16 protein-coding genes and 2 pseudogenes are annotated in these 19,740 nt (G+C 66.0%); 4 read left to right on the plus strand and 14 right to left on the minus strand.

The features are described 5' to 3' along the window. The 8 genes from ON40_RS35295 to ON40_RS35330 all read right to left on the minus strand — a co-directional run. On the minus strand, positions 1 to 253 hold a 253-nt coding region (locus tag ON40_RS35295; protein ID WP_218008913.1), incomplete at its 3' end, for a hypothetical protein. 231 nt (positions 254 to 484) lie between these two features. After that, on the minus strand, positions 485 to 934 hold the full coding sequence (locus ON40_RS35300; RefSeq protein ID WP_218008914.1) for a GlcG/HbpS family heme-binding protein: 450 nt from the start codon (positions 932 to 934) through the stop codon (positions 485 to 487). 199 nt (positions 935 to 1,133) lie between these two features. After that, positions 1,134 to 1,934: an enoyl-CoA hydratase gene (locus ON40_RS35305; RefSeq protein ID WP_051194060.1), complete on the minus strand. Its 801-nt coding sequence runs from the start codon at positions 1,932 to 1,934 to the stop codon at positions 1,134 to 1,136. A gap of 2 nt (positions 1,935 to 1,936) precedes the next feature. Continuing rightward, complete coding sequence (locus tag ON40_RS35310) at positions 1,937 to 3,115, minus strand: CaiB/BaiF CoA transferase family protein (RefSeq protein WP_040829655.1); 1,179 nt, start codon at positions 3,113 to 3,115, stop codon at positions 1,937 to 1,939. Between the two features lie 48 nt (positions 3,116 to 3,163). Beyond that, a complete protein-coding gene (locus ON40_RS35315) occupies positions 3,164 to 3,970 on the minus strand; it encodes a fumarylacetoacetate hydrolase family protein (protein ID WP_245568139.1) in 807 nt (268 codons plus the stop codon). Then, positions 3,927 to 6,884 carry an FAD-binding and (Fe-S)-binding domain-containing protein gene (locus tag ON40_RS35320; protein WP_040829640.1) on the minus strand — a complete coding sequence of 986 codons (2,958 nt, stop codon included), beginning with the start codon at positions 6,882 to 6,884 and terminating at the stop codon, positions 3,927 to 3,929. The genes ON40_RS35315 and ON40_RS35320 overlap by 44 nt, the downstream gene beginning before the upstream one ends. Positions 6,885 to 6,981: 97 nt before the next feature. Continuing rightward, complete coding sequence (locus tag ON40_RS35325) at positions 6,982 to 8,439, minus strand: MFS transporter (RefSeq protein ID WP_083896146.1); 1,458 nt, start codon at positions 8,437 to 8,439, stop codon at positions 6,982 to 6,984. An 84-nt stretch (positions 8,440 to 8,523) separates the two neighbouring features. Beyond that, entirely contained in the window at positions 8,524 to 9,690 is a 1,167-nt protein-coding gene (locus tag ON40_RS35330; RefSeq protein WP_040829642.1) for a pyridoxal-phosphate-dependent aminotransferase family protein, read from the minus strand. Positions 9,691 to 9,758: 68 nt separating this feature from the next. Here ON40_RS35330 and ON40_RS55000 point away from each other — a divergent pair. Both ON40_RS55000 and ON40_RS35335 read left to right on the plus strand, forming a co-directional pair. Beyond that, a pseudogene (locus ON40_RS55000) lies at positions 9,759 to 9,926 on the plus strand (helix-turn-helix domain-containing protein); the annotation flags it as partial. Between the two features lie 36 nt (positions 9,927 to 9,962). Further along, the gene (locus ON40_RS35335) at positions 9,963 to 10,520 is read left to right on the plus strand and encodes an IclR family transcriptional regulator (RefSeq protein WP_245568140.1); all 558 of its coding nucleotides are present in this window, start codon (positions 9,963 to 9,965) and stop codon (positions 10,518 to 10,520) included. A 309-nt stretch (positions 10,521 to 10,829) separates the two neighbouring features. On the opposite strand, the gene gcl is transcribed toward ON40_RS35335, so the two are convergent. The 4 genes from gcl to ON40_RS35355 form a co-directional block, all read right to left on the minus strand. Further along, entirely contained in the window at positions 10,830 to 12,620 is a 1,791-nt protein-coding gene (gene gcl / locus ON40_RS35340; protein WP_040829644.1) for a glyoxylate carboligase, read from the minus strand. 136 nt (positions 12,621 to 12,756) lie between these two features. Next, a complete protein-coding gene (locus tag ON40_RS35345) occupies positions 12,757 to 13,905 on the minus strand; it encodes a glycerate kinase (protein WP_085997855.1) in 1,149 nt (382 codons plus the stop codon). After that, positions 13,905 to 14,789 carry an NAD(P)-dependent oxidoreductase gene (locus ON40_RS35350; RefSeq protein WP_040829645.1) on the minus strand — a complete coding sequence of 295 codons (885 nt, stop codon included), beginning with the start codon at positions 14,787 to 14,789 and terminating at the stop codon, positions 13,905 to 13,907. Before ON40_RS35350 ends, ON40_RS35345 begins: the two co-directional genes overlap by 1 nt. A gap of 115 nt (positions 14,790 to 14,904) precedes the next feature. Beyond that, on the minus strand, positions 14,905 to 15,714 hold the full coding sequence (locus ON40_RS35355; RefSeq protein ID WP_040829646.1) for a hydroxypyruvate isomerase family protein: 810 nt from the start codon (positions 15,712 to 15,714) through the stop codon (positions 14,905 to 14,907). Between the two features lie 397 nt (positions 15,715 to 16,111). Here ON40_RS35355 and ON40_RS35360 point away from each other — a divergent pair, with 397 nt between their 5' ends. Together ON40_RS35360 and ON40_RS35365 are read left to right on the plus strand one after the other, a co-directional pair. After that, entirely contained in the window at positions 16,112 to 16,879 is a 768-nt protein-coding gene (locus ON40_RS35360; RefSeq protein ID WP_040829660.1) for an IclR family transcriptional regulator, read from the plus strand. Positions 16,880 to 17,358: 479 nt separating this feature from the next. Then, complete coding sequence (locus ON40_RS35365) at positions 17,359 to 17,727, plus strand: DDE-type integrase/transposase/recombinase (protein ID WP_040829647.1); 369 nt, start codon at positions 17,359 to 17,361, stop codon at positions 17,725 to 17,727. 28 nt (positions 17,728 to 17,755) lie between these two features. Here ON40_RS35365 and ON40_RS35370 read toward each other — a convergent pair. Together ON40_RS35370 and ON40_RS52585 are read right to left on the minus strand one after the other, a co-directional pair. After that, positions 17,756 to 18,927, minus strand: a pseudogene (locus ON40_RS35370) (IS3 family transposase). 235 nt (positions 18,928 to 19,162) lie between these two features. Then, positions 19,163 to 19,528, minus strand: a complete 366-nt coding sequence (locus ON40_RS52585) for a BRCT domain-containing protein (RefSeq protein WP_157186627.1) — start codon at positions 19,526 to 19,528, stop codon at positions 19,163 to 19,165. Between the last annotated feature and the right edge of the window lie 212 nt (positions 19,529 to 19,740).

Genomic DNA, 19,740 nt, shown 5'->3' on the forward strand with positions numbered 1-19,740 from the left:
CACGGTGACATCCCGCCAGCATCGCGGAACCACCGACTGCCCATGACCGGCGAGGATAGAAAGGCGGGTACTTGTACACGAGATTCACACCGTGCAAGGTGATCACCCTGCCCTCGGCGTCGGTGATCCAGCGCCCCACATGCCCCAACTCCGGATTCGTCGGCGTCGCCGTGGCCGACGGGGTCGGCAGCGAGGCGGCCAGCAGCACCGCCACCACTCCGAGAGGCCGCATGATCCGCGCGATCATCGTCATCCCGAGGACCTTTACCGAGTCCGCGGCATCTGCCGGATGCACGCAGTGCCGCAGATGTCGAACTCGACTGCCATGACCGCCTCGATCCGCTCGCTGGGGTAAAGCGTCCGACCAGCGAAGAATAGGCGCCGAAACCATGCCGAGCGCCGTACCGACACGCGGCGGACGCAGCGTGGAGCGCGTTCGCCGCTGCGGGGACGTGGTGGCAGGGGCGAACGGCCGAGGATCGGATCATGCGCCGGGATCAGCGCGCAGGCCGGCGGCGGTGATGCCGTGGATCGCGCATACCTCGTCGTCGTCCGGCAGGTGGCCACTCACCCCGACCGCGCCGACGAGGCGGTCGTCCTCGTCGTGGACGAGCACCCCACCGGGGCCGGGGACGAGATTGCCGTCGGCGAGCGCGATGAGGGAGTTCACAAACGCGGGGCGAGCGGCCGCCATCGCGGCCAGACTGCGGCTGCCGACCCCCATGTTCAACGCCCCGTGGGCTTTCCCTCGGGCGATGGGTTCGCGCAGCAGGCTGGAGCCGTCTTCCCGGGCGAAGGCCACGAGCTTGCCTGCGGCATCCAGCACCGCGATGGTCATCGGGGGAAACGCGTTGCCGCGTGCGTATTCCAGCGCCGCGCCCACGATGGCTTGCGCCTGAACCAGGGTGATCGACGTGATCGGTTTCGCTGGCATGACCAACCTTCAATAAAAGTGATCGTTCGATTGATTCCGACTTTGCATCTGCTCGCTCCGGGGAACTCAGCCCAACCGCGCTCATTGACGAGCTACCCGAGCTTCGGTGACCCCAGCCGCCGTGGTGGCCCCCGCCGCCGAAACGCACGTGGTCGAAATGGCCGGCCGGCTACTGCTGTCGGCGTGGTGGTGATCACCACTATGAGTCTTCGCCGGTCGTCCAGTCGCCGTGACATTTCCAGTTCGGCGCTCGTTTCGCCACGAACGCCTCAACCGCGTTCCGGAAGTCGGGGGAGCCGTAGACGCGCGAGACGATATCGGTCACGTCGGCGTCGCGTCCGCTGCGGTGTAGTCTTCGCAGCCCTTCCTTGGATGCCCACATACTCAAGGGCGCGTGTGCGACGATGCGTTCGGTGATCGCTTCGGTTGCTCTGTCCGCGTCATCCGCCAGCGCCACCAGGAATCCCGCCGTATGGGCCTCCTCGGCGCTCATCAACTCGGCTGTCAGCAGGAGTGCGATCGTGCGTGAGTGACCGAGGTTCCGCACGAGCAGGTCGAGGGCGGCCGTCGAGACGCAATTCCCGAGTGTGCGTGCGATCGGAACTCCGAATTTCGCTCGGGTCGTCGCGACCCGCAGGTCGACCGCGCAGGCGATGCCGAGACCGCCCCCGACGCAGTAGCCGTCGATCGAGGCGACGGTGGGGATCGTCACCGCTTGCAGCCGGTTGAGCACCGCGCTCACCCGGCGCTCGTAGTCCACGCCGTCCTGACCCGTGGAGAACAGGGTGAATTGGCTGATGTCCGTACCGGCGACGAATGCGCGACCGCCGGCACCGCGCAGGACCATGACCCGGATCGCGCTGTCGGAGTCGGCCCGGTCGCAGGCTTGCTCGAGCGCCTCATACATGGCCCAGGTCATTGCGTTCCGCTGATCCGGCCGGTTGAACGTCACGGTGAGTACGTGGTTCTCGGCGCTGATCTCGACTTCGGATGTGCTCATCGTTACTTGTCACCTTCTCGGTCGACGTGGCCCATTTCCGCGCGGACCGTTGTGGTCGAATCGCCCAGTGGTGGTCCGGCATGCGCCCGCCGCACGGGAGTGCGGGAGAATCGCATCGGGGATCCCAGCTGCTCGACCGAGCCCAGCGTGGGATGCGGTGCGTCCCAGAGGAAATCCCGGTCTCGCAGCGTCTCGTCGGTGAACACCTGTGCGTAATCGAGGATCGGGGCGCACGGCACCCCCGCCAGCTCGAGGTCGTCCACGATGGACCGCGACGTCCGGGTTGTGGTGACCTTCTCGATGGCCTCGACGAGCTCTTCGCGATACTGCCGCCTGGAGTAAGCATCACCGTATCGCGGGTCGGAGAGCAGGTCGTCCAGACCCAGTGTGTGGCAGAACGCCGACCAGTTCTTCGGTGTGGTCGCACCGATGGTGACGTGCCCGTCAGCGGACCGCACCGCCTGGTAGGGCGCGTTGTTCTGATGCGCGGATCCGTGCGGGCGCGGGACGGTTCCGTCGGCGAAATACATGCCGGCTTCCCATATCGCCAGGGAGACGCCTGATTCCAGCAGGGAGACATCGATGTGCTGACCTTCCCCCGACCGGTCTCGCTCGCGCAACGCCGCGGTCACTGCCAGGGCGATGTAGAGGGCACACGCGAGGTCGCAGATCGGGACGCCGACCTTGGCGGGGTCGTGACCGGGAAACCCGGTGATGCTCATCAGGCCACTGCGGGCCTGCGCCATGATGTCCAGACCGGGGAGGTGGGCGAGGGGCCCGTCCTGGCCCCATCCCGACGCCGAGGCGTAGATCAGGCGCGGGTTCTCCTCGCGCAGGGTCGGATAGTCGAGTCCCAATCGGCTCATCGCTCCCGGCCGGAGGTTCTCGACCAGGACGTCTGCCTCGCGTACGAGTTCCCGGAACGCGGCATTGTCGCGTTCGGCTTTGAGGTCGAGCGTGACCGATTCCTTGTTGCGGTTCAGCCGCAGGAACGGGGAACTCTCCCCGTCGATGAACGGCCCGGTGGCCCGCACGGGATCACCACCGTCGGGGTTCTCCACCTTGATCACGCGGGCACCGAGGTCGGCCAATTGCATCGTTGCGTACGGGGCCGCCATGAACGCGCCGACCTCGAGCACGGTCACGCCGGTCAAGGGTGGGTTCGATTCCGTCGTGAACATATCCTCCGCCTCCATGTTTCCCACCGTGGAAGAAAATCGCGGTGTAGCTCAACCCCGGTCGGCCACTGTGTTACGAAGCGTGCCGATGCCAGAGATTTCGACCTCGACGATGTCACCGGGCACCATCGGCCCGACCCCGGCAGGACTGCCGGTGAGCAGCACATCGCCGGGTTCGAGAGTGATCCATCGGGTGACGAACGCCAGCAGCTCACCTATCCCGAACACCATGTCCGAGGTCGATTCATCTTGGACGACCCGGCCGCCGAGCCGGGTGGTGATCCGCAACGCCGACGGATCGGCTATGTCCGTCTCGATCCACGGACCCAGTGGGCAGAAGGTGTCCGCGCTCTTCGCCCGCGTCCACTGGCCATCATCTCGCCAATCATGCGCGGTGACGTCGTTCGCGCAGGTATAGCCCAGCACGAAGTCCGTCGCACGATCGGCCGGCACCTCCCGGGCGGTGCGGCCGATGACGACGGCCAGCTCACCCTCGTACTCCAGGCGCTGCACCTCTCGCGGCCGCAGTATCACCGCGTCAAGGGCGGTGATCGCGTTGGGGGCCTTCAAGAACAGTGATGGCCGCTGCGGCCATGGCCTGCCTTTCTCGGCGATCTGACCGGCGTAGTTGCTGCCGGCACAGACGATCGTGCGGGGATCGCACGGGGCGAGCAGCGTCAGCTCCCCCAGGCTCCCCACCACCGCGCCCGGCTCGGCATTCCCGCCGGGAAACTCGTGCACCACATCCCCGACGACCACGCCATTCATGGCCTGCCCGTCGAGCGAGTAGCGGACAATACGCATGAGATGTCTCCTATTCTCGGCCGGGGCCGGCCAGCGCCTCGCGTACCAGCTCAACCGGGTGCCACGCGGTGCGGCCCGCTCCGTGGAAGATCTGCTGTCGACATGACACACCGGTCGCGGCCACGATCGTGTCCTCCGGCTCCGCCGCGAGGGCCGGGAAGAGCCGGTCTCCGCCGACCGTCATGGACGTCTCGTAGTGCTCCGACTCGAAACCGAACGAGCCGGCCATCCCGCAGCAGCCGGAGTTGATCTCCTCCACCTGCACACCCGGGATCCGGCGCAGCAGCGCCATCGTGGCCGCCGTGCCAACCTCGGCCTTCTGGTGGCAATGACCGTGATACACGATCCGGCGGCCCGCGAACCGGGAATCCGCTCGCAGCGTCAGCCGCCCCGCATCGATCGCCTCGACCAGCAACTCCTCCACCTGCTTGACCCGCCCAGCAACCTCTCGCAACGCCTCCGAATCCGGCAGCAGCGCCGTGTGCTCGTCGTGCAACGTGAACAGACACGACGGCTCACAGCCCACGATCGGCGAGGCCGGATCCGTCGCCGCCAGCGACGCCACCAACCCCGCCGCCTTCTTCTTCGCGTCGTCGAGTAGTCCCTTGGACAGGCTCGACCGGCCACAGCAACCGCCACTGGCAAGCTCGACCCCCCACCCCGCGCGCTCCAGCAGCTCGATGGCCGCACTGCCGATGTGTGGCTCGGTGAAGGTGGTGAACGAGTCGGCAAGCCACTGCACGGTGCCCAATGGCGCATGGCCCAGGGGCACAGCCCGCCGGTGCCGGCGGAACCAGCGCATCAGGCTGACCCGCTCGAAGACCGGCAGCGGGCGGGCGGCCGTGATGCCCAAGGCGCTCTCCATGATCCGGCGCGCGAATCCGTTGCGGCCGGGCAGATTCGACAGCGGTGCGGTCGCCGAGCCGATCCGGTTGAGCAGGCGGATGGAGCCGAAGATCCTCGAGCGCAACGGAACTCCGTGGATCTCATGGTGATGATGGAGCGTCTCGGCCTTGAGCGAGGCCATGTCCAAACTCATCGGGCATTCGCTCCTGCATGCCTTGCACATCAGGCACAGGTCGAGGATCTCGTGCAGCCGCTCGCCGCCCAGCGCGGCGTGCGGGTTCGGTTCGGACAGTGCTTTCACCAGCGCGTTGGCCCGGCCGCGGGTGGCGTGCTCCTCGTTCTTGGTCGCGATATAGGACGGGCACATCACGCCCGAGGTGGACTTCCGGCACAGGCCGATGTTCATACAGCGATCCGCGGCGCCGCGCATGCCGCCGACGACCTCGAATTGCAGCATGGTCGTCAGTGGCGGGGCGGGCGGTAGCGCGTCGCGGTCGCGCAGGTTCTCGGTCATCGATGGCGCGTCGACGATCTTGCCCGGATTCATGCCGCTGCCGGGGTCGAAGATGCGCTTGACCGTGCGCATCACCTCGTAGAGTCGGTCGCCGAAGATCTCCCGGTTGAACTCGCTGCGGGCGAGACCGTCTCCGTGTTCGCTGGAGTTCACCCCGCCGTACTCGGCTACGAGATCCTTGATGGCTTCGGCGACGGTGCGCATCTTGGCCACTTCGTCCGGTTTGGTCAGGTCGACGAACGGGCGGATGTGCAGGCAGCCTACCGAGCAGTGGCCGTAGAACCCCGCTTCCATCTGGTGGTCGTCGAGGATCTCCTTGAACCGCCTGGTGTATTCCGCCAGGTGAGCCGGATCGACTGCGGTGTCCTCCACGAAGGCTAGCGGGCGGCGAGTGCCCGAGCCGGCCGCCATGAGCAGGCCCAAGCTGGACTTGCGTACCTTCAGCAACGCTCCCTGATCGGCGGGAGTAACCGCGCGGAGGGTGTGATACCCATGCCCGTTTTGCTGCCACAGCCCCTCGAGCCGGTCCAGCTTGGCGATCTGGCTCGCTTCGTCGTCACCGCTGAACGAGACGAACAGCAGTGCGCCCGGGTCGCCGACGAGGATGTTCCCGAGCTCGGCGTACTCGATCTTCTGCCGGGACAGTTCCAGGATCGTGCGGTCCATCAGCTCGACCTGGTGGGGTTCGCAGCTCAATGCGTCCGTGGTGGCCGCGATGGCGCTCGCGGTGTCGGTGAAGTGCCCGACGGCGTACACCGTGCGCGCGGGCTTGGGCACCAGGTCCACCAGAGCGTGGGTGACGACCACCAGGGTGCCCTCCGCACCCACCACGAACTTGGCCAGATCGAACGGATTGTCTTCCCCGAAGCCCACCAGCCGGTCGAGCCGGTAACCGCCGGCGCGACGCCAGAACACCGGCATCCCGGCCCTGATGATCTCCTCGTTCGCGACGACAAGATCCGGGAGTGCCTGGTAGATCCGGCCCTCCAGCGTCTGCGTCGTCGCCCGGCGTTTCCGCTCGGCCTCGTCGACGGGTTCCAGCCGGGCGCGCGATCCGTCGGAGAGCACCACGTCCAGTGCCCGTACGTGATCGATCGTCATGCCATATGTCAGGGAGCCACTTCCCGCGGAATTGTTGCCGATCATCCCGCCGATCGTGGCTCGGTTGCTGGTTGAAGTGTCCGGGCCGAACATCAGCCCGTAGGCGGTGACTGCCTGGTTGAGCTGATCCTGCACCACCCCGACCTCCACCAGCGCGGTGCGGGCCACCGGGTCGATCTCCACGATCCGGTTCATGTGCCGCGACAGGTCGAGCACCAGGCCGGGGCCCACAGTCTGGCCGGCCAGGCTCGTTCCCGCGCCCCGGGGCACGATCGGCACGCCGAGTTCACCGGCGGCCCGCACCGCCGCGGCGACGTCGTCGGCGTGACGTGGAAACACGACGCCCAGCGGAGTTATCGAGTACATGCTGGCGTCGCGGGAGAAGATATGGCGGCTGTAGTCGTCGAACGCGACCTCGCCCTCCATCGTCGCGCGGAGCGCCTGCTCCAGACGCGGTGCGACCGTTGACCGATCGGTCGCGGCTGTGTCAGTCGTCGGGGAGGTCATCACTCGTCCTTTCGAGCCGTTGTCATTCGCAGCAAGCGCCAACGCGGCGAGGGGCCGTCAGGCGGCCCCCGCCGCACCGCGATGGCTAGTTGTTGAGTCAGGCGGGGTCCGGTACCTGTGCTTCCTTCGATCCGGACGATTCGAGGTTCATCGCCCGCAGCTCCTTACGCAACGGCAGGACAAGCAGTGCCGCGGCGGCGAAGACCAGACCGAAGAACACCTGGGTGAGCGCGTATCCCCCACCGCTGAGGTCGCTGAGCCATCCGCCGATGTACGGCCCGACGAAGCTGCCCAGGTTGCCGACGCCGTTGATCAGACCGATCCCTGCGCCCGCGGCCGCCAAGGGGGTGAGCTTGGTGACCGTCGCCCAGAACGGCCCGTACCAGGCGATCGACGCCGCCGTGCCGAGGATCATCGCCCCGAGCACAAGCCACTTCTGGTGCGGCGAGATCAAGCCCGCGCCAGCGAGAATCACCGCCCCGCAACCGAGAACCACCGACATATGGGTAACGTGCCCGCCCCTGCGGTCTGCCGATCTGCCGATGAGAATGATGGCGATACCCGCGGCGATCTGGGGCAATATCGCGACGATACCCACCTGCATGTCGGTATGGAAAGCCTTCTTGAGCACGCTCGGCAGCCACAACGTGAGGCCGAGCAGGCCCGTCTGCGTCAACGTGTAGATCAGAGCGAAATACCACACGATCTTGCTCGTGAGAGCGGCCTTGAACGTCGCCTGTTGCTCGAGTGGCTCGCCTTCCTCGATCCGAGAATTCTCGATGAAGTTGCGCTCGGCCTCCGACAGCCAGCCTGCTTTGGCGGGCGTGTCGCGGATCACCGCCAGCCAGGCGATGATCCCGATGATCAGCGGAGCCCCGCCCTGGATGATGAACAACCAGCGCCAGTCGGCGTAGGTCAGGATGATGCCGGAGAACGGGGCGGCGATTATCGCTGCGATCGGTGTGTAGAGCTTGAAGATCGCGTATGCCCGGCTTCGTTCGGCGAACGGGAACCAGGACCGGATGGTGGCCATCAGCGCCGGTTGCACGCCACCCTCGGCCACCCCGAGCAGGAAACGCGTGAGGAGGAGTTCACCGAAGGTGTGGGTGAAGCCGGAGGATATCGCGGCCACACTCCACAACACCATCAGGATCGCGACCCACCGTTTCGCGCTCCAGCGTTCGGCGATATATCCGCCGGGGATCTGCAGCAGCAGGTAGCCCCAGAAGAAGATGCCGCTCGCGAGACCCTGTTGAGACCCGCTGAGGTGCATGTCGGTCTTGAGGTGGGGCAGCGCGAAACTGATGTTCGTTCGGTCGATATAACAGATAACGTAGATGAAGACAATAACCGGCAAGATATAGGTCCACCGCTTCATGTGGGCCAGACGCCGGACAGGGGAAGTCTGCTCGATCAACGACCTACCTCCTTGTAGGTTGCCAACGCGGTCGGCGTCGGCTTGTGTTGGAGCAATGAGAGTCGAGGGCAGGATGCCGGCACCGGATTCCAGCGCCGGGCCTCGCGGATCTGCGATGTGGCGGGTCGTAATGCCCATGCCCTCATGGTGGGCTTACGACGTGATCCGCCGAGTCCCGAGCGAATGATCAATGGTTCGATGGAAAGCTCGACAGTGGAGGTGTCATTCGGCACGCAAGACTTCGAGTGCGGCTTGGAGGCCGGCGGGGTCGACGCTCACGCCGGCCAATTCGAGCCCCATCTGGACGCCTGCGAGCGTTCCGGCGAGCGTCAGGTCGTTGAAGTCGCCGAGGTGGCCGATCCGGAACACGCGCCCGGCGAGCTTGCTCAGGCCGGCGCCCAGTGACATGTCGAAGCGATCCAGGATAATCTGACGGACCTTGTCCGCATCGTGTCCCTCGTCCAGTAGCACGGCGGTCAGGACGCTGGAGTGCTCGCGCTCGTCGGCACACAGGATCTCGAGACCCCAGCCACGGACGGCCGCCCTCGTCGCTTCGGCGTGGCGGTTGTGCCGCGCGAACACGTTGGGCAGCCCCTCTTCTTCGAGGAGGAGCAACGCTTCCCGAAGGCCGTAGAGCAGGTTGGTGGACGGCGTGTACGGATAGAAGCCGCGCGCGTTGGCCTCCAGGATGGGCGCCCAGTCCCAATAGGCCTTCGGCAGCCGCGCCTTCTGTGCGGCCGCGAGCGCTTTCTCGCTGATCGCGTTGAAGCCCAGGCCCGGGGGCAGCATCAGTCCTTTCTGTGAGCAGCTGATCGTCACGTCGACGCCCCACTCCTCGTGCCGGTAGTCGATGGACCCCAGCGAAGAGATCGTGTCGACCAGCAGCAACGCGGGATGGGCCGCCCCATCGATGGCTGCCCGGATCTCCGGTATCCGGCTGGTGACCCCGGTTGAGGTCTCGTTGTGGACGACCATCACCGCGGCGATGCTGTGTTCGGTGTCGGCGGCCAGCCGTTCGGCGACGGCCGCCGGGTCGGCGCCCCGCCGCCAGTCCCCGGGAACGAAGTCGACGACCAGCCCGAGGCGCTCCGCCATATCACGCCACAGGCTGGCGAAATGACCGGTTTCGAACGCCAGCACGCGATCACCCGGCGAGAGGGTGTTGACCAGTGCCGCTTCCCACGCCCCGGTGCCGGAGGAGGGATAGATGACGACCGGACCGCTGGTGCCGAACACTGGCTTGACCCGTTGCAGCAGGTCCAAGGTGAGCTCGGCGAAGTCGGGTCCGCGGTGGTCGATGGTCGATTGCGCGATGGCGTGCAGCACCCGGTCGGGAACGTTGGTCGGTCCGGGGATCTGTAGGAAATGCCGTCCACTGTGAGCGGTCACTACACCAATTTCCAATCTGTGCCGTGTTGTGGCACACTGTGCCGTGATAAGGTCCGGTAATCGTAGGTATGCAACATCGAGGAGTCAAGACATTGCGGAATGTCCTGAACGCACTTCGCGTGCTGGAAGAGGTCGCAGCGCGGCAGCCGATCGGCGTCGGCGAGTTGGCTCGTGTATTGGATATGCCCAAGAGTTCGGTGCAACGTGCGCTGGTCACCCTCGACACAGCGGGATGGATTCGCCCCGCGTCGGGCGAGGTCACCCGATGGGTCATGACCACCAAGGCGCTCGCGGTCGGCGGTCGCGCCAGCGGGGATCTCGGTTTGCGCGGTGCGGCCTTGCCGATCATGGAGGACCTGCGCCGACATACTGAGGAGACCATTCACCTGACGGTTCCCGAGGACGGCAAGATGGTCCTGATCGAGCGGTTGGAAACGGACAAACCGGTACGCACCAGTATGGCGCTGGGGCACGCACTTCCCCTGCACGCGTCCGCCAACGGCAAGGCGGTACTGGCGTTCAGCAGTCCGGAAGTCATCAGACAGTTGCTCGCGGACGAGCTGTCGCGCTATACCGACACGACGATCACGGACCCGGACGAACTGCGCGCCGAACTGGCCGTGATCCAGGAACGAGGGTTCGCCGTCAATCATGGGGAATGGCGGCCCGACGTCGGCGCCGTCGCGGCAGCCGTCATGGGAGCCGACGATAAGCCGATCGCGAGCCTCAGTGTGAACATCCCGATCGGCCGCCTGACCGATGAATCCGAGGTCGCTTTCGGTGCCGCGTTGAATGAGGCGGCGAGCAGTCTCAGCGCCCGGCTCGGCTAGTTGCCGTGTGGCGTGACGTTGGAGACGGCGTGGCGAGCTGATATGGCGAAGACCTCCGAGTGACGTGCGACCCGGCTGGGAACGCAGTCACTCGCCGGCGGTCTTCGTGTCCCGTCGTGATGCCCCGTTGTCCGAGTTGGGCCGGTTTGCAGCTGGGAGCTGCTCGGGGACCGTTGCCAGTTCGCAACGCGATGGCTCTGAGTGAGGCCGGCAGCCAGGAGATCAGGGCAGTGCCCCGCCACACCTGGGTCGCAGGTGTGGCGGTGGCTGGGCCGTCGCGTCGGCTGATACGGGCTGGGGGCCGACGTGTCAGAGCAGGTGGAGTAGAGCCGTGGGGGCGTCGGCGGAAGTTTCGGCCAGGGGTTCGAATTCGGTGATGTTGTCGATATCGGTTGCGCCCATGGAGATGTTGGTGACCTTCTCCAGGATGATTTCGACGATGACGGGGACCCGGAATTCGGTGGCGAGGTCCTTGGCGCGAGCGAAGGCGGCGGGCAGGTCGTTGGGGTCTTCGACTCGGATTGCCTTGCAGCCCAGTCCTTCCGCGACGCGGACGTGGTCGACGCCGTAGCCCTTGGCCAGGCCGATCGTGTCGTCGGCGTTGATGTTGTCGAAGCCGAGCTGGACGAAATAGTCCATGTCGAAGGCGCGCTGGGCCTGGCGGATCAGGCCGAGATACGAATTGTTCACCAGCACATGGATATACGGCAGATTGAACTGGGCGCCGACGGCGAGTTCCTCGATCATGAACTGGAAGTCGTAGTCACCCGACAGGGCCACGACGTTGCGCGAGGGATCGGCGGCGACCACGCCGAGCGTGGCGGGCACCGTCCAGCCCAGCGGCCCGGCCTGGCCGCAGTTGATCCAGTTGCGCGCGGAGTACACGTGCAGCATCTGCGCGCCCGCGATCTGCGACAGGCCGATCGTGGACACGTACCGGGTGTCGCGGCCGAATGCCCGGTTCATCTCCTCGTACACTCGTTGCGGTTTCACCGGGATGTCGTCGAAGTGCGTCCTGCGGTGCAGGGTTCGCTTGCGCTCGGTGCAGTCGGCCACCCACCCGGAGTAATCGGGCAGCGTCCCGGCCTCTTTGCGCTCGCGGGCCACCTCGATCATCCGCTCCAGCGCCGCCTTGGCGTCCGAAGCGAAGCCGTAGTCCGGGGCGAACACCCGCCCGATCTGCGTGGGCTCGATGTCGATATGCACGAAAGTGCGGCCCTTGCAGTATGTTTCGAGTCCACCGGTGTGGCGATTGGCCCATCGGTTGCCGATGCCCATGACGAAGTCGCTGGCCAGCAGGGTAGCATTGCCATACCGGGTGGAGGTCTGCAAACCCGCCATGCCCGCTGCCAATTCGTGGTCGTCGGGCAGGATGCCCCAGCCCATCAGGGTGGGCACGACCGGAACGTTCAGCAGTTCGGCCAGTTCGACCATCAGGTCCTCGGCGCCGGCGTTGATGATGCCACCACCCGCGACGATCAGCGGCCGTTGCGCGGCGGTCAGCATAGCGATCGCCTTGGCGGCCTGCGCGCGGGTCGCGGCGGGCTTGTAGACCGGAAGCGGCGCATAGGTTTCCGGGTCGAAGTCGATCTCGGCCAGCTGCACGTCGATCGGCAGATCGATCAGCACCGGGCCTGGGCGGCCCGAGCGCATCAGATGGAAGGCCTGCTGGAATGCGCCGGGCACCTGCGCCGGTTCCAGCACGGTCACCGCCATTTTCGTGACGGGCGCCGCGATCGCCGTGATATCCACGGCCTGGAAGTCCTCCTTGTGCAGCCGGGCGCGCGGGGCCTGCCCGGTGATGCACAGGATCGGAATCGAATCCGCGATGGCCGAATACAGGCCGGTGATCATGTCGGTGCCGGCTGGGCCGGAGGTGCCGATGCATACGCCGATATTGCCGTGCGCGGCGCGCGTGTAGCCCTCGGCCATATGCGCAGCGCCCTCGACGTGGCGGGCCAGCACGTGGTTGACGCCGCCGTGTGCGCGCAGCGCCGAATAGAAGGGATTGATTGCGGCGCCGGGCAGGCCGAATGCCTGTGTGGCGCCCTCCAGTTCCAGGATCTTGACGGCCGCGTCGACGGTCCTCATGCGTGGCATGTCGTGTACTCCAATAGTCTTGTGTCGGTGTATTTCTCGGGTCATCAGGAGTCGAGGCCGGGTGAGGAGAGCCGGTTCGGGTTGGTGGTTGTCCGGGCGCCGGGATGCCGCGGGTCTGCAATATGCGACTCGGGAGTTACGGGGTTCGGCCGGTCGCCGGGGCGGTGAGCTGCTCGCGCGCGATCAGCTCACCCAGCCGTTGCAGCAGCCCCGCGGCCTCGTCCTGGCAGCGCCGCAGATCCGGCTCCAGCGCGGTGAGCGGATACGCGGCGGCGAATCCGGCTGCGCGCAGCTGTGTCTCGTCGAGCAACAGCCGTCCGGCCACCGCGATCGTGCGCACCTCGGCCTTCGCGGCGCGGGCCGCGACGCCCGCGGGCGCCTTGCCGTGCAGGGTCTGCTCGTCCAGCGAACCCTCTCCGGTCACCACGAGGTTCGCGCCCTCGAGGCCGCGATCGAATCCGACCAGGTCGAGCATTAGGTCGATGCCGCCGGACCGGCGTGCGCCGAGGACGGCGATCGCCGCGAATCCGATGCCCCCGGCCGCACCGGCGCCCGGCCGGTCGGAGGTATCGTGGCCGGTGCGCTGGGCCACGAGGTGCGACCAGTGCGTCAGGCCCGCCTCGAGCACGGCCAGCTCACTCGTGCCCGCTCCCTTCTGCGGCCCGAAAACCGCTGCCGCGCCGTGGGTTCCGAGTAGCGGATTGTCGACATCGCTGGCCAGCACCAGATCTACCTCATGGATGCGCGAGTCCAGTCGATGCAGGTCCAGATAGGCGGCGTGGGCCAGAGCGCCGCCTCCGGGGCCCACCGGGCGCCCGTTCGCATCGAGGAGAATCGCGCCGAGCCCGGCCAGCATCCCGGCGCCGCCGTCCGTGCACGCGCTGCCGCCCACACCGAGGACCACTGTGCGGCAGCCGGTGTCGAGCGCGTCCAGCAGCAGTCGGCCGACGCCGCGGCTGGTCGCCGTGAGCGGGGCGAGGACACCGCCCGGCAGCCGGGACAGCCCGCATGCCCCGGCCGCCTCGACGACCGCGACGGTTCCGTTGTGCGCGAACGCCGTTCGCACCGGCTGCCCGGTCGGGCCCTCGACTTCGACCGTGGTGCAGTCGAATCCGGCGGCGACCGCGGCATCCACCGTCCCCTCCCCGCCGTCGGCCACCGGGACCCAGCGGATGTCGGCGTCGGGGCGGACGCGCCGGATACCGGTGGCGAGCGCCTCGGCGACCTCACCGGCGCTCAGCGAGCCCTTGAACTTGTCCGGCGCCAGGACGATTCGCGGCGTCATTACTTGTCGCCGCGCCCGTTGAGGTTCTCGATGACCTTCAGGAGCGCCGAGTGGTCGAGCGAGCCGTAACCCTGTGCGCGGCCCGCGGCGATGAGCGAGGCGGTCAGGGCCGCGGTCGGCAGCGACACATCGGCCTGCCGGGCGGCGTCGGTGATGATCCCCATATCCTTGTGGTGCAGGTCGATCCGGAAACCGGGGGCGAATTCGCGCGCCACCATCGACGCGCGCTTGCGCTCGAGGATGGTGCTGCCGGCCAGCCCGCCCGCGAGCACGTCCAAGCCCTTGCCCGCGTCCACGCCCAGCGCCTCCATCAGCACGATCGCCTCGGCGATCAGCGCGTAGGTGCCGCCGACGACGAGCTGGTTGGCGGCCTTGACCACCTGCCCGGCGCCGTGCGGGCCGACATGGATGAAGGTCTTGCCGACCGCCTCGAAAATCGTAGTGGCGGCGATGAAGTCGGCCTCGTCACCGCCGACCATGATGGACAGCACGCCCTCTTCGGCGCCGCCCTGACCGCCCGAGACCGGCGCGTCCAGCACCCGGAAACCCGCCGCGGCGCCCGCCTCGGCGATGGCGATCGAGCTCTCCGGCCGGATGGTGGAGAAGTCGATCAGCAGCGCGTCCTTGGGCGCGTGCGCGAAGACGCCGTCCCCGCCGAGTACCACCTCCTCGACCTGAGGGTGGTTGGGCAGCATGGTGATGACGATCTCGGCGCCCTTCACCGCGGCCTCGATGCTGCCGGCGCCCTTGCCGCCGTCGGCCTCGAGCCGGGGGTACGCGTCGGTGTTGAGGGTGTGGGCGAGCACCTCGTGCCCCGCCTTGGCCAGATGAGAGGCCATGGGGGAGCCCATGATCCCGAGCCCTATGAATCCGATTCTGCTCATCGAGGTAACTCCTTTATTTTTGTGCTGAACGAGCGGGCCCTGCGTGGTCACGCAGGCTGTCTCCTCCGGGCCCGCCGCGGCCTGACGCTCGTTCGGCGGGGGCGGTCGACACGTTTCAACGAGCGGTGGGCAGCCAACCCAGACTGTCAGCGCTGGCGCCGGTGGGTACGTACTCCGCGGCGACATGACCGCGGTAGCCGGTGCCGCTGATCTTGTCGACGTAGCCGAAGATGTCGAGCTCGGCGGTGCCGGGCTCGTGGCGGCCGGGCGCGTCGGCGATCTGGACGTGAGCAATCCGAGTGGCGTAGTTCGCGATAACCTTGTCCAGGTCATCGCCGTTGACGGTGAGATGGTAAAGGTCCGCGAGCAGGCCGAGATTCGTCACGCCCTGTGTTTCGCGTACCCGATCCAGCACTCCGACAACGTCTTCGGCGGTCTTCAGCGGATAGGCGGGAACGCCGCTGACCGGTTCCAGCAGGACGGTGCCTCCGATCTCGGCGACCGAGCGGCCGGCCAGGGCCAGATTGCGGATTGCCACTTCGTCCTGGGCGCCGGCCTCCTGGCCCTCGATGCGGTTGCCGTACAGGGCGTTGAACGCCGGGCACCCGAGGCGGCTGCCGATCCGCACCACCGCCTCGACGTTGTCGGCGAACTCCTGCTCGCGCCCCGGCCACGAAACGAGCCCGCGGTCGCCGCCGGCCATGTCGCCGGCGAAGAAGTTCAGTCCGATCAGCCGCACACCGGCCTGTTCGATGGCCTCGGTGAAGGCGTCGATCTCCGCGTCTGCGGGAGTGGCGGTGGCGAAGGGCCACCAGAATTCCACCGCATCGAATCCGGCGGTCTTGGCAGCGGCGGGCCGGTCCAGCAAGGGGAGTTCGGTGAACAGGATGGACAGGTTCACCGCATAGGGGAGGGGTTGTGTCATGCCGTCTCTTCTTCCGGACACGTTAGATTCCACAATGTGGAATAATGATTCCGTTAGATGACGTTAACGCCAGTGACCTGCGGCGGTCAAGCCTTTCGCAAAATCTGGACGAACTTGTGTCGATCTGTTGACAGCACGTTGCGCTCTCTTCTCTATTCGTTCAATGGAATTTAAATTCCATATTGCAGAAGTAGTTGAGGTAGTGTCGACCAGGCGTTCGACCGCTGCTTCGCCCGCCTGAGGGGCGGGCGAAGCCCGGCATCGGCTCACGAAGCGTCTGCCGATGCCAGGAAATCAGCGCGACACCCTGGAGCTTCCGGGGTGTCGGAGGCGGGCCTTCCGAACGGCGGGATCCGTTGTCAAGATGGTGGAAACGACGAGTCAGGAGGAGTTCGCCGTGACCGACACGCAGGCGCGGGGCGCCGGTGGCGTGCAGTCCGTTGACCGCGCCTTCGAACTGCTGGAGTTGGTGGCCGATGTGGGCGGGGAGGCAACACTGTCTCAGCTCGCGGAGGCTTCCGGGCTGCCGCAGCCGACGATTCACCGGCTGCTGCGCGCGCTCATCTTGGGTGGCTATATCCGTCAGCAGCCCTCGCGACGATATTCCCTGGGGCCCAGGCTGATTCGGCTCGGCGAGACGGCTGGTAAGGTGGTGGGCGCCTCGGCGCGCCCGCATCTGACCCAGTTGCGTGATTTGACCGGGGAGACCTCGAATATGGCTGTGCTGGACGGGGATCAGGTCGTCTACGTCGCGCAGGTGCTCTCCCCTCATGCGATGCGGATGTTCACCGAAATCGGCGAGCGCGTGGATCTACACTGCACCGCGGTCGGCAAGGCGGTGCTGGCGACCCTGTCGCCCGCCGAGACCGACCGGATCCTGTCGCGAATCACCATGAGCCCCCGCACCATTCACACGATCACCGACCCGGCGGTGATCCGCGAGGAGATCGAGTTCATCCGCGAGCAGGGCTACGCCGTGGACGACGGTGAACAGGAGATCGGCGTGCGCTGTTTCGCGGTCGCCATCCCGAACGCCCACACCCCCGCAGCCCTGTCCGTCTCCGGTCCCCAGGCCCGCGTCGCGGGTCTGGATATGGACATCATCATCCCGCTTCTGCAGGAAACCGCCGCCAGGCTGGGGCGCGATCTGTCCGCGGCGAACTGAGACGTCACAATTCCAGCTCAGACACGGGATGCGGATCGGGGAGGCGAATGGTCGCCATTGCCCCGCCTCCATCAAGGCGTATTCGTCGCCGATTGCCGTGATCTCGTGAACACTGCCGGGCTCGATGAGCTGCGCTGCCTCGATCTTCGGCTCCATGTACGCGTCGATGCCGGTGAGTTCTGCCGTGCCGAAGTCCGATTGGGTGCTGGTGACCCAGGCGTGCACGTCCGGCGCGAGCGCGTCCCTCGTTCTATCCCGATCATGACGACTCCATGCTTCTATATGGGCACGTGCAACATTGACCGCCGTTGAGTTCTGTGTATTCATCCGCTCGGCCGCGGCTCACTTCGAAGGTGGAACGACGCAATCCATAGACGGCTGCGCTTCGCGGCGAGCTCTGTCTCCAGGGCTCCCGAACGGGCTTCCGTGGCCGATCTCGAGATAGTCGCGCAGGCTCGTCATGTAAACCTGGTGCGGAAGTGCAGGTCGACTTCGGCCGCCTGGGCTTGCTGACCGATGTCGAGGGCCGGCGGCGGGTGGTGAAGGGGCTGATCTTCACCGCGGTGTATTCGCGGCACATGTTCGTTTTCCCGACCTATCGGGAGACACTCAACGACGTCATCGCGGGGTTCGAAGCCGCGTGGGTGTTCTTCGACGGTGTGTTCGCCGTCGCGGTCCCGGACAACATGAAAGCGATTGCCGACCGCGCGAACGCAACTGACCCGCGGTTGAACGATTCGTTCCGCGAGTACGCCGAGTCCCGCGGGTTCGTGGTGGATCCGGCCCGGGTCCGCAGCCCGCAGGACAAACCGGTGGTTGCATACTGCACCTCTTTTGAGGGGCCGTAAAGTCTTCGGACAGTGAGTATTTGGTTTCTCAGTCTGCTCTATTCCGTGTGAGCCATTCGGACTCTACCTCGTTCGGTGTTCGGTAGCCAAGCGCTGAGTGAAGCCGGATCTGGTTGTACCGCAACTCGATATAGCGTGTGATGTCGTGCCGGGCGGATTCTCTGGTGGGGTATTGTGTGCGGTGTACTCGCTCGTTCTTCAGGGTGCCGTTGAACGATTCCGCCCACGCGTTGTCGTAACATTATCCGGTTCGGCCGACGGATCGCAGTATCTTCAATTCCTCTGCGACAGCGGCGAACTCCGCCGATAGGTATTGAGTGCCACGATCGGAATGAAAGACCGTGACCTCGGCGACGATGTTGACGCTGCCTGCCGCCATCCGTAACGCGTCGATGACGAGTTCGGTGCGCATATGATCAGCCATCGCGTATCCGGCGACCTTCTTGGAGAAACAGTCCAAAACGGTCGCCAGATACAGCCAGCCTTCCCAAGTGCGGATGTAGGTGATGTCGCCGACCAACTTCACGCCGGGCCGATCGGCGGTGAAATCACCACCCACCAGATCCGGGAGCCGGCCCGCGTCGCCGGCCAAGGTCGTGGCTGGCCGGAACGGACGCGGCTGGCAGGCCACCAGGCCCAGCTCGCGCATGATCGCGCGGACCGTCTCCGGGTCCACCGCCGTGCCCCAGCGAACGAGCTGGGCATGGATACGGCGATAACCGTAGGTGCCGTCGGAATGCTCGAACGCGAATCTCACCTCCGCGGCCAGCAACTCCCGCCGCGCGGCCGTCGCCGACTGCGGCCGGTTCTTCCAGTCGTAGTAACCCGACCGCGACACCCGCGCCCACTCGCACATCCGGGTGACCGGATAAATGCCTTCCTCGGATTCGATGAACGCGTACTTCGCGGTCACCGGTATCTCTTCGCGAAGAAGGCCGCCGATTTTCCCAGGAACTCGTTCTCGAGTTCCAACTCACGCACCCGACGCTCGAGTTCCTTCAACCGGGCACGCTCAGGAATCGTCAACTCCGGCTCGTCCGCAACATGGGTCTGCCGGTATTTCTTGACCCAGTTCGCCAACGTCTGCTCCACCACACCCAACTCACGCGCGACCTCCGCGACCCCGCGGGACCGCTCGATCACTTCCTTCGCCGCCGCCTCCCGAAACTCAGGCGAATACCGCGAATTCCTCCGTGCCACAACAACTCCTGTCAATGAACCCCAATCCTACGTTGGGGCCACTGTCCGGAAACCTCCCGGCACCTCAGAAACCTCCCGGCACCTCACTTCTTTTGTCCATGGTGTAGTTGAACCGGTAGTGTGCCTCGACCATGCACACGCGGCAACGAGTCAATTGCCAGCTGTCGGGATGGGTGAACGGTTCTATCGGGTCGAGGCCGCTGGCACGTTGAATTTCGGTGATGTGCTGCTGGCATCACGTTGGTTTGGTCCGGGTCTTGAACGCGGCCGTGTTGGCGCAGCCCTCAGCAGAGCAGATCTGATCGGTTGGGGCCGGGTTGCGGTGTAAGGGCTTTGGTGGTTTGGGCTTTGGTCGCTCCTGCAGTGGCACCGAGCGGAGTCGAGTTGGCACGGAAGTCGGTGCTTGGCGATTCGATTCGTTCTCACATGCCAGGGCGATTTCGTCGAGAGCTTTGCCGTCGAGACATCTCAGAAAATCGTCCTCGGTCATGACCTCGATGTCCTGGCCTTTGTCTTGAAGCTCGAATGCTTTGCGGGCCTTGCCGGTGACGTTCGAACCTGGCCGGAGCGCAGCAGGGTTGATGTCTCCCACTATGGACATTCGTTCTCTTTGTGACATCTTTGTCGGTCGGCGCGCCGACTCGGGCGCACTCTTGCCAGGCGATCTGCCGGGTCATGGACATCAGTGTGCCCGTGAAAACTATGGTCCTGCCGTAGAGGTAGCCATCGGGGTCTGCGTTCGGATCGAGTTCGGGCCGTACAAGTCGGGAGCCGCCACCTCTGGAAATGGCAACACTGCCTTTGTAGATGCCG

Source organism: Nocardia jiangxiensis NBRC 101359 (assembly GCF_000308615.1).
GTDB classification, from domain to species: domain Bacteria; phylum Actinomycetota; class Actinomycetes; order Mycobacteriales; family Mycobacteriaceae; genus Nocardia; species Nocardia jiangxiensis.

Coding starts and splice junctions, on each gene's coding strand:
- ON40_RS35305 (WP_051194060.1), bottom strand. CDS start 1,934: ATGAGCACATCCGAAGTCGAGATCAGCGCCGAGAACCACGTACTCACC.
- ON40_RS35355 (WP_040829646.1), bottom strand. CDS start 15,714: ATGACACAACCCCTCCCCTATGCGGTGAACCTGTCCATCCTGTTCACC.
- ON40_RS35325 (WP_083896146.1), bottom strand. CDS start 8,439: ATGGGCATTACGACCCGCCACATCGCAGATCCGCGAGGCCCGGCGCTG.
- ON40_RS35335 (WP_245568140.1), top strand. CDS start 9,963: ATGACCACCAAGGCGCTCGCGGTCGGCGGTCGCGCCAGCGGGGATCTC.
- ON40_RS35350 (WP_040829645.1), bottom strand. CDS start 14,789: ATGAGCAGAATCGGATTCATAGGGCTCGGGATCATGGGCTCCCCCATG.
- ON40_RS35345 (WP_085997855.1), bottom strand. CDS start 13,905: ATGACGCCGCGAATCGTCCTGGCGCCGGACAAGTTCAAGGGCTCGCTG.
- ON40_RS35300 (WP_218008914.1), bottom strand. CDS start 934: ATGCCAGCGAAACCGATCACGTCGATCACCCTGGTTCAGGCGCAAGCC.
- ON40_RS35320 (WP_040829640.1), bottom strand. CDS start 6,884: ATGACCTCCCCGACGACTGACACAGCCGCGACCGATCGGTCAACGGTC.
- gcl (WP_040829644.1), bottom strand. CDS start 12,620: ATGCCACGCATGAGGACCGTCGACGCGGCCGTCAAGATCCTGGAACTG.
- ON40_RS35310 (WP_040829655.1), bottom strand. CDS start 3,115: ATGTTCACGACGGAATCGAACCCACCCTTGACCGGCGTGACCGTGCTC.
- ON40_RS52585 (WP_157186627.1), bottom strand. CDS start 19,528: ATGTCCATAGTGGGAGACATCAACCCTGCTGCGCTCCGGCCAGGTTCG.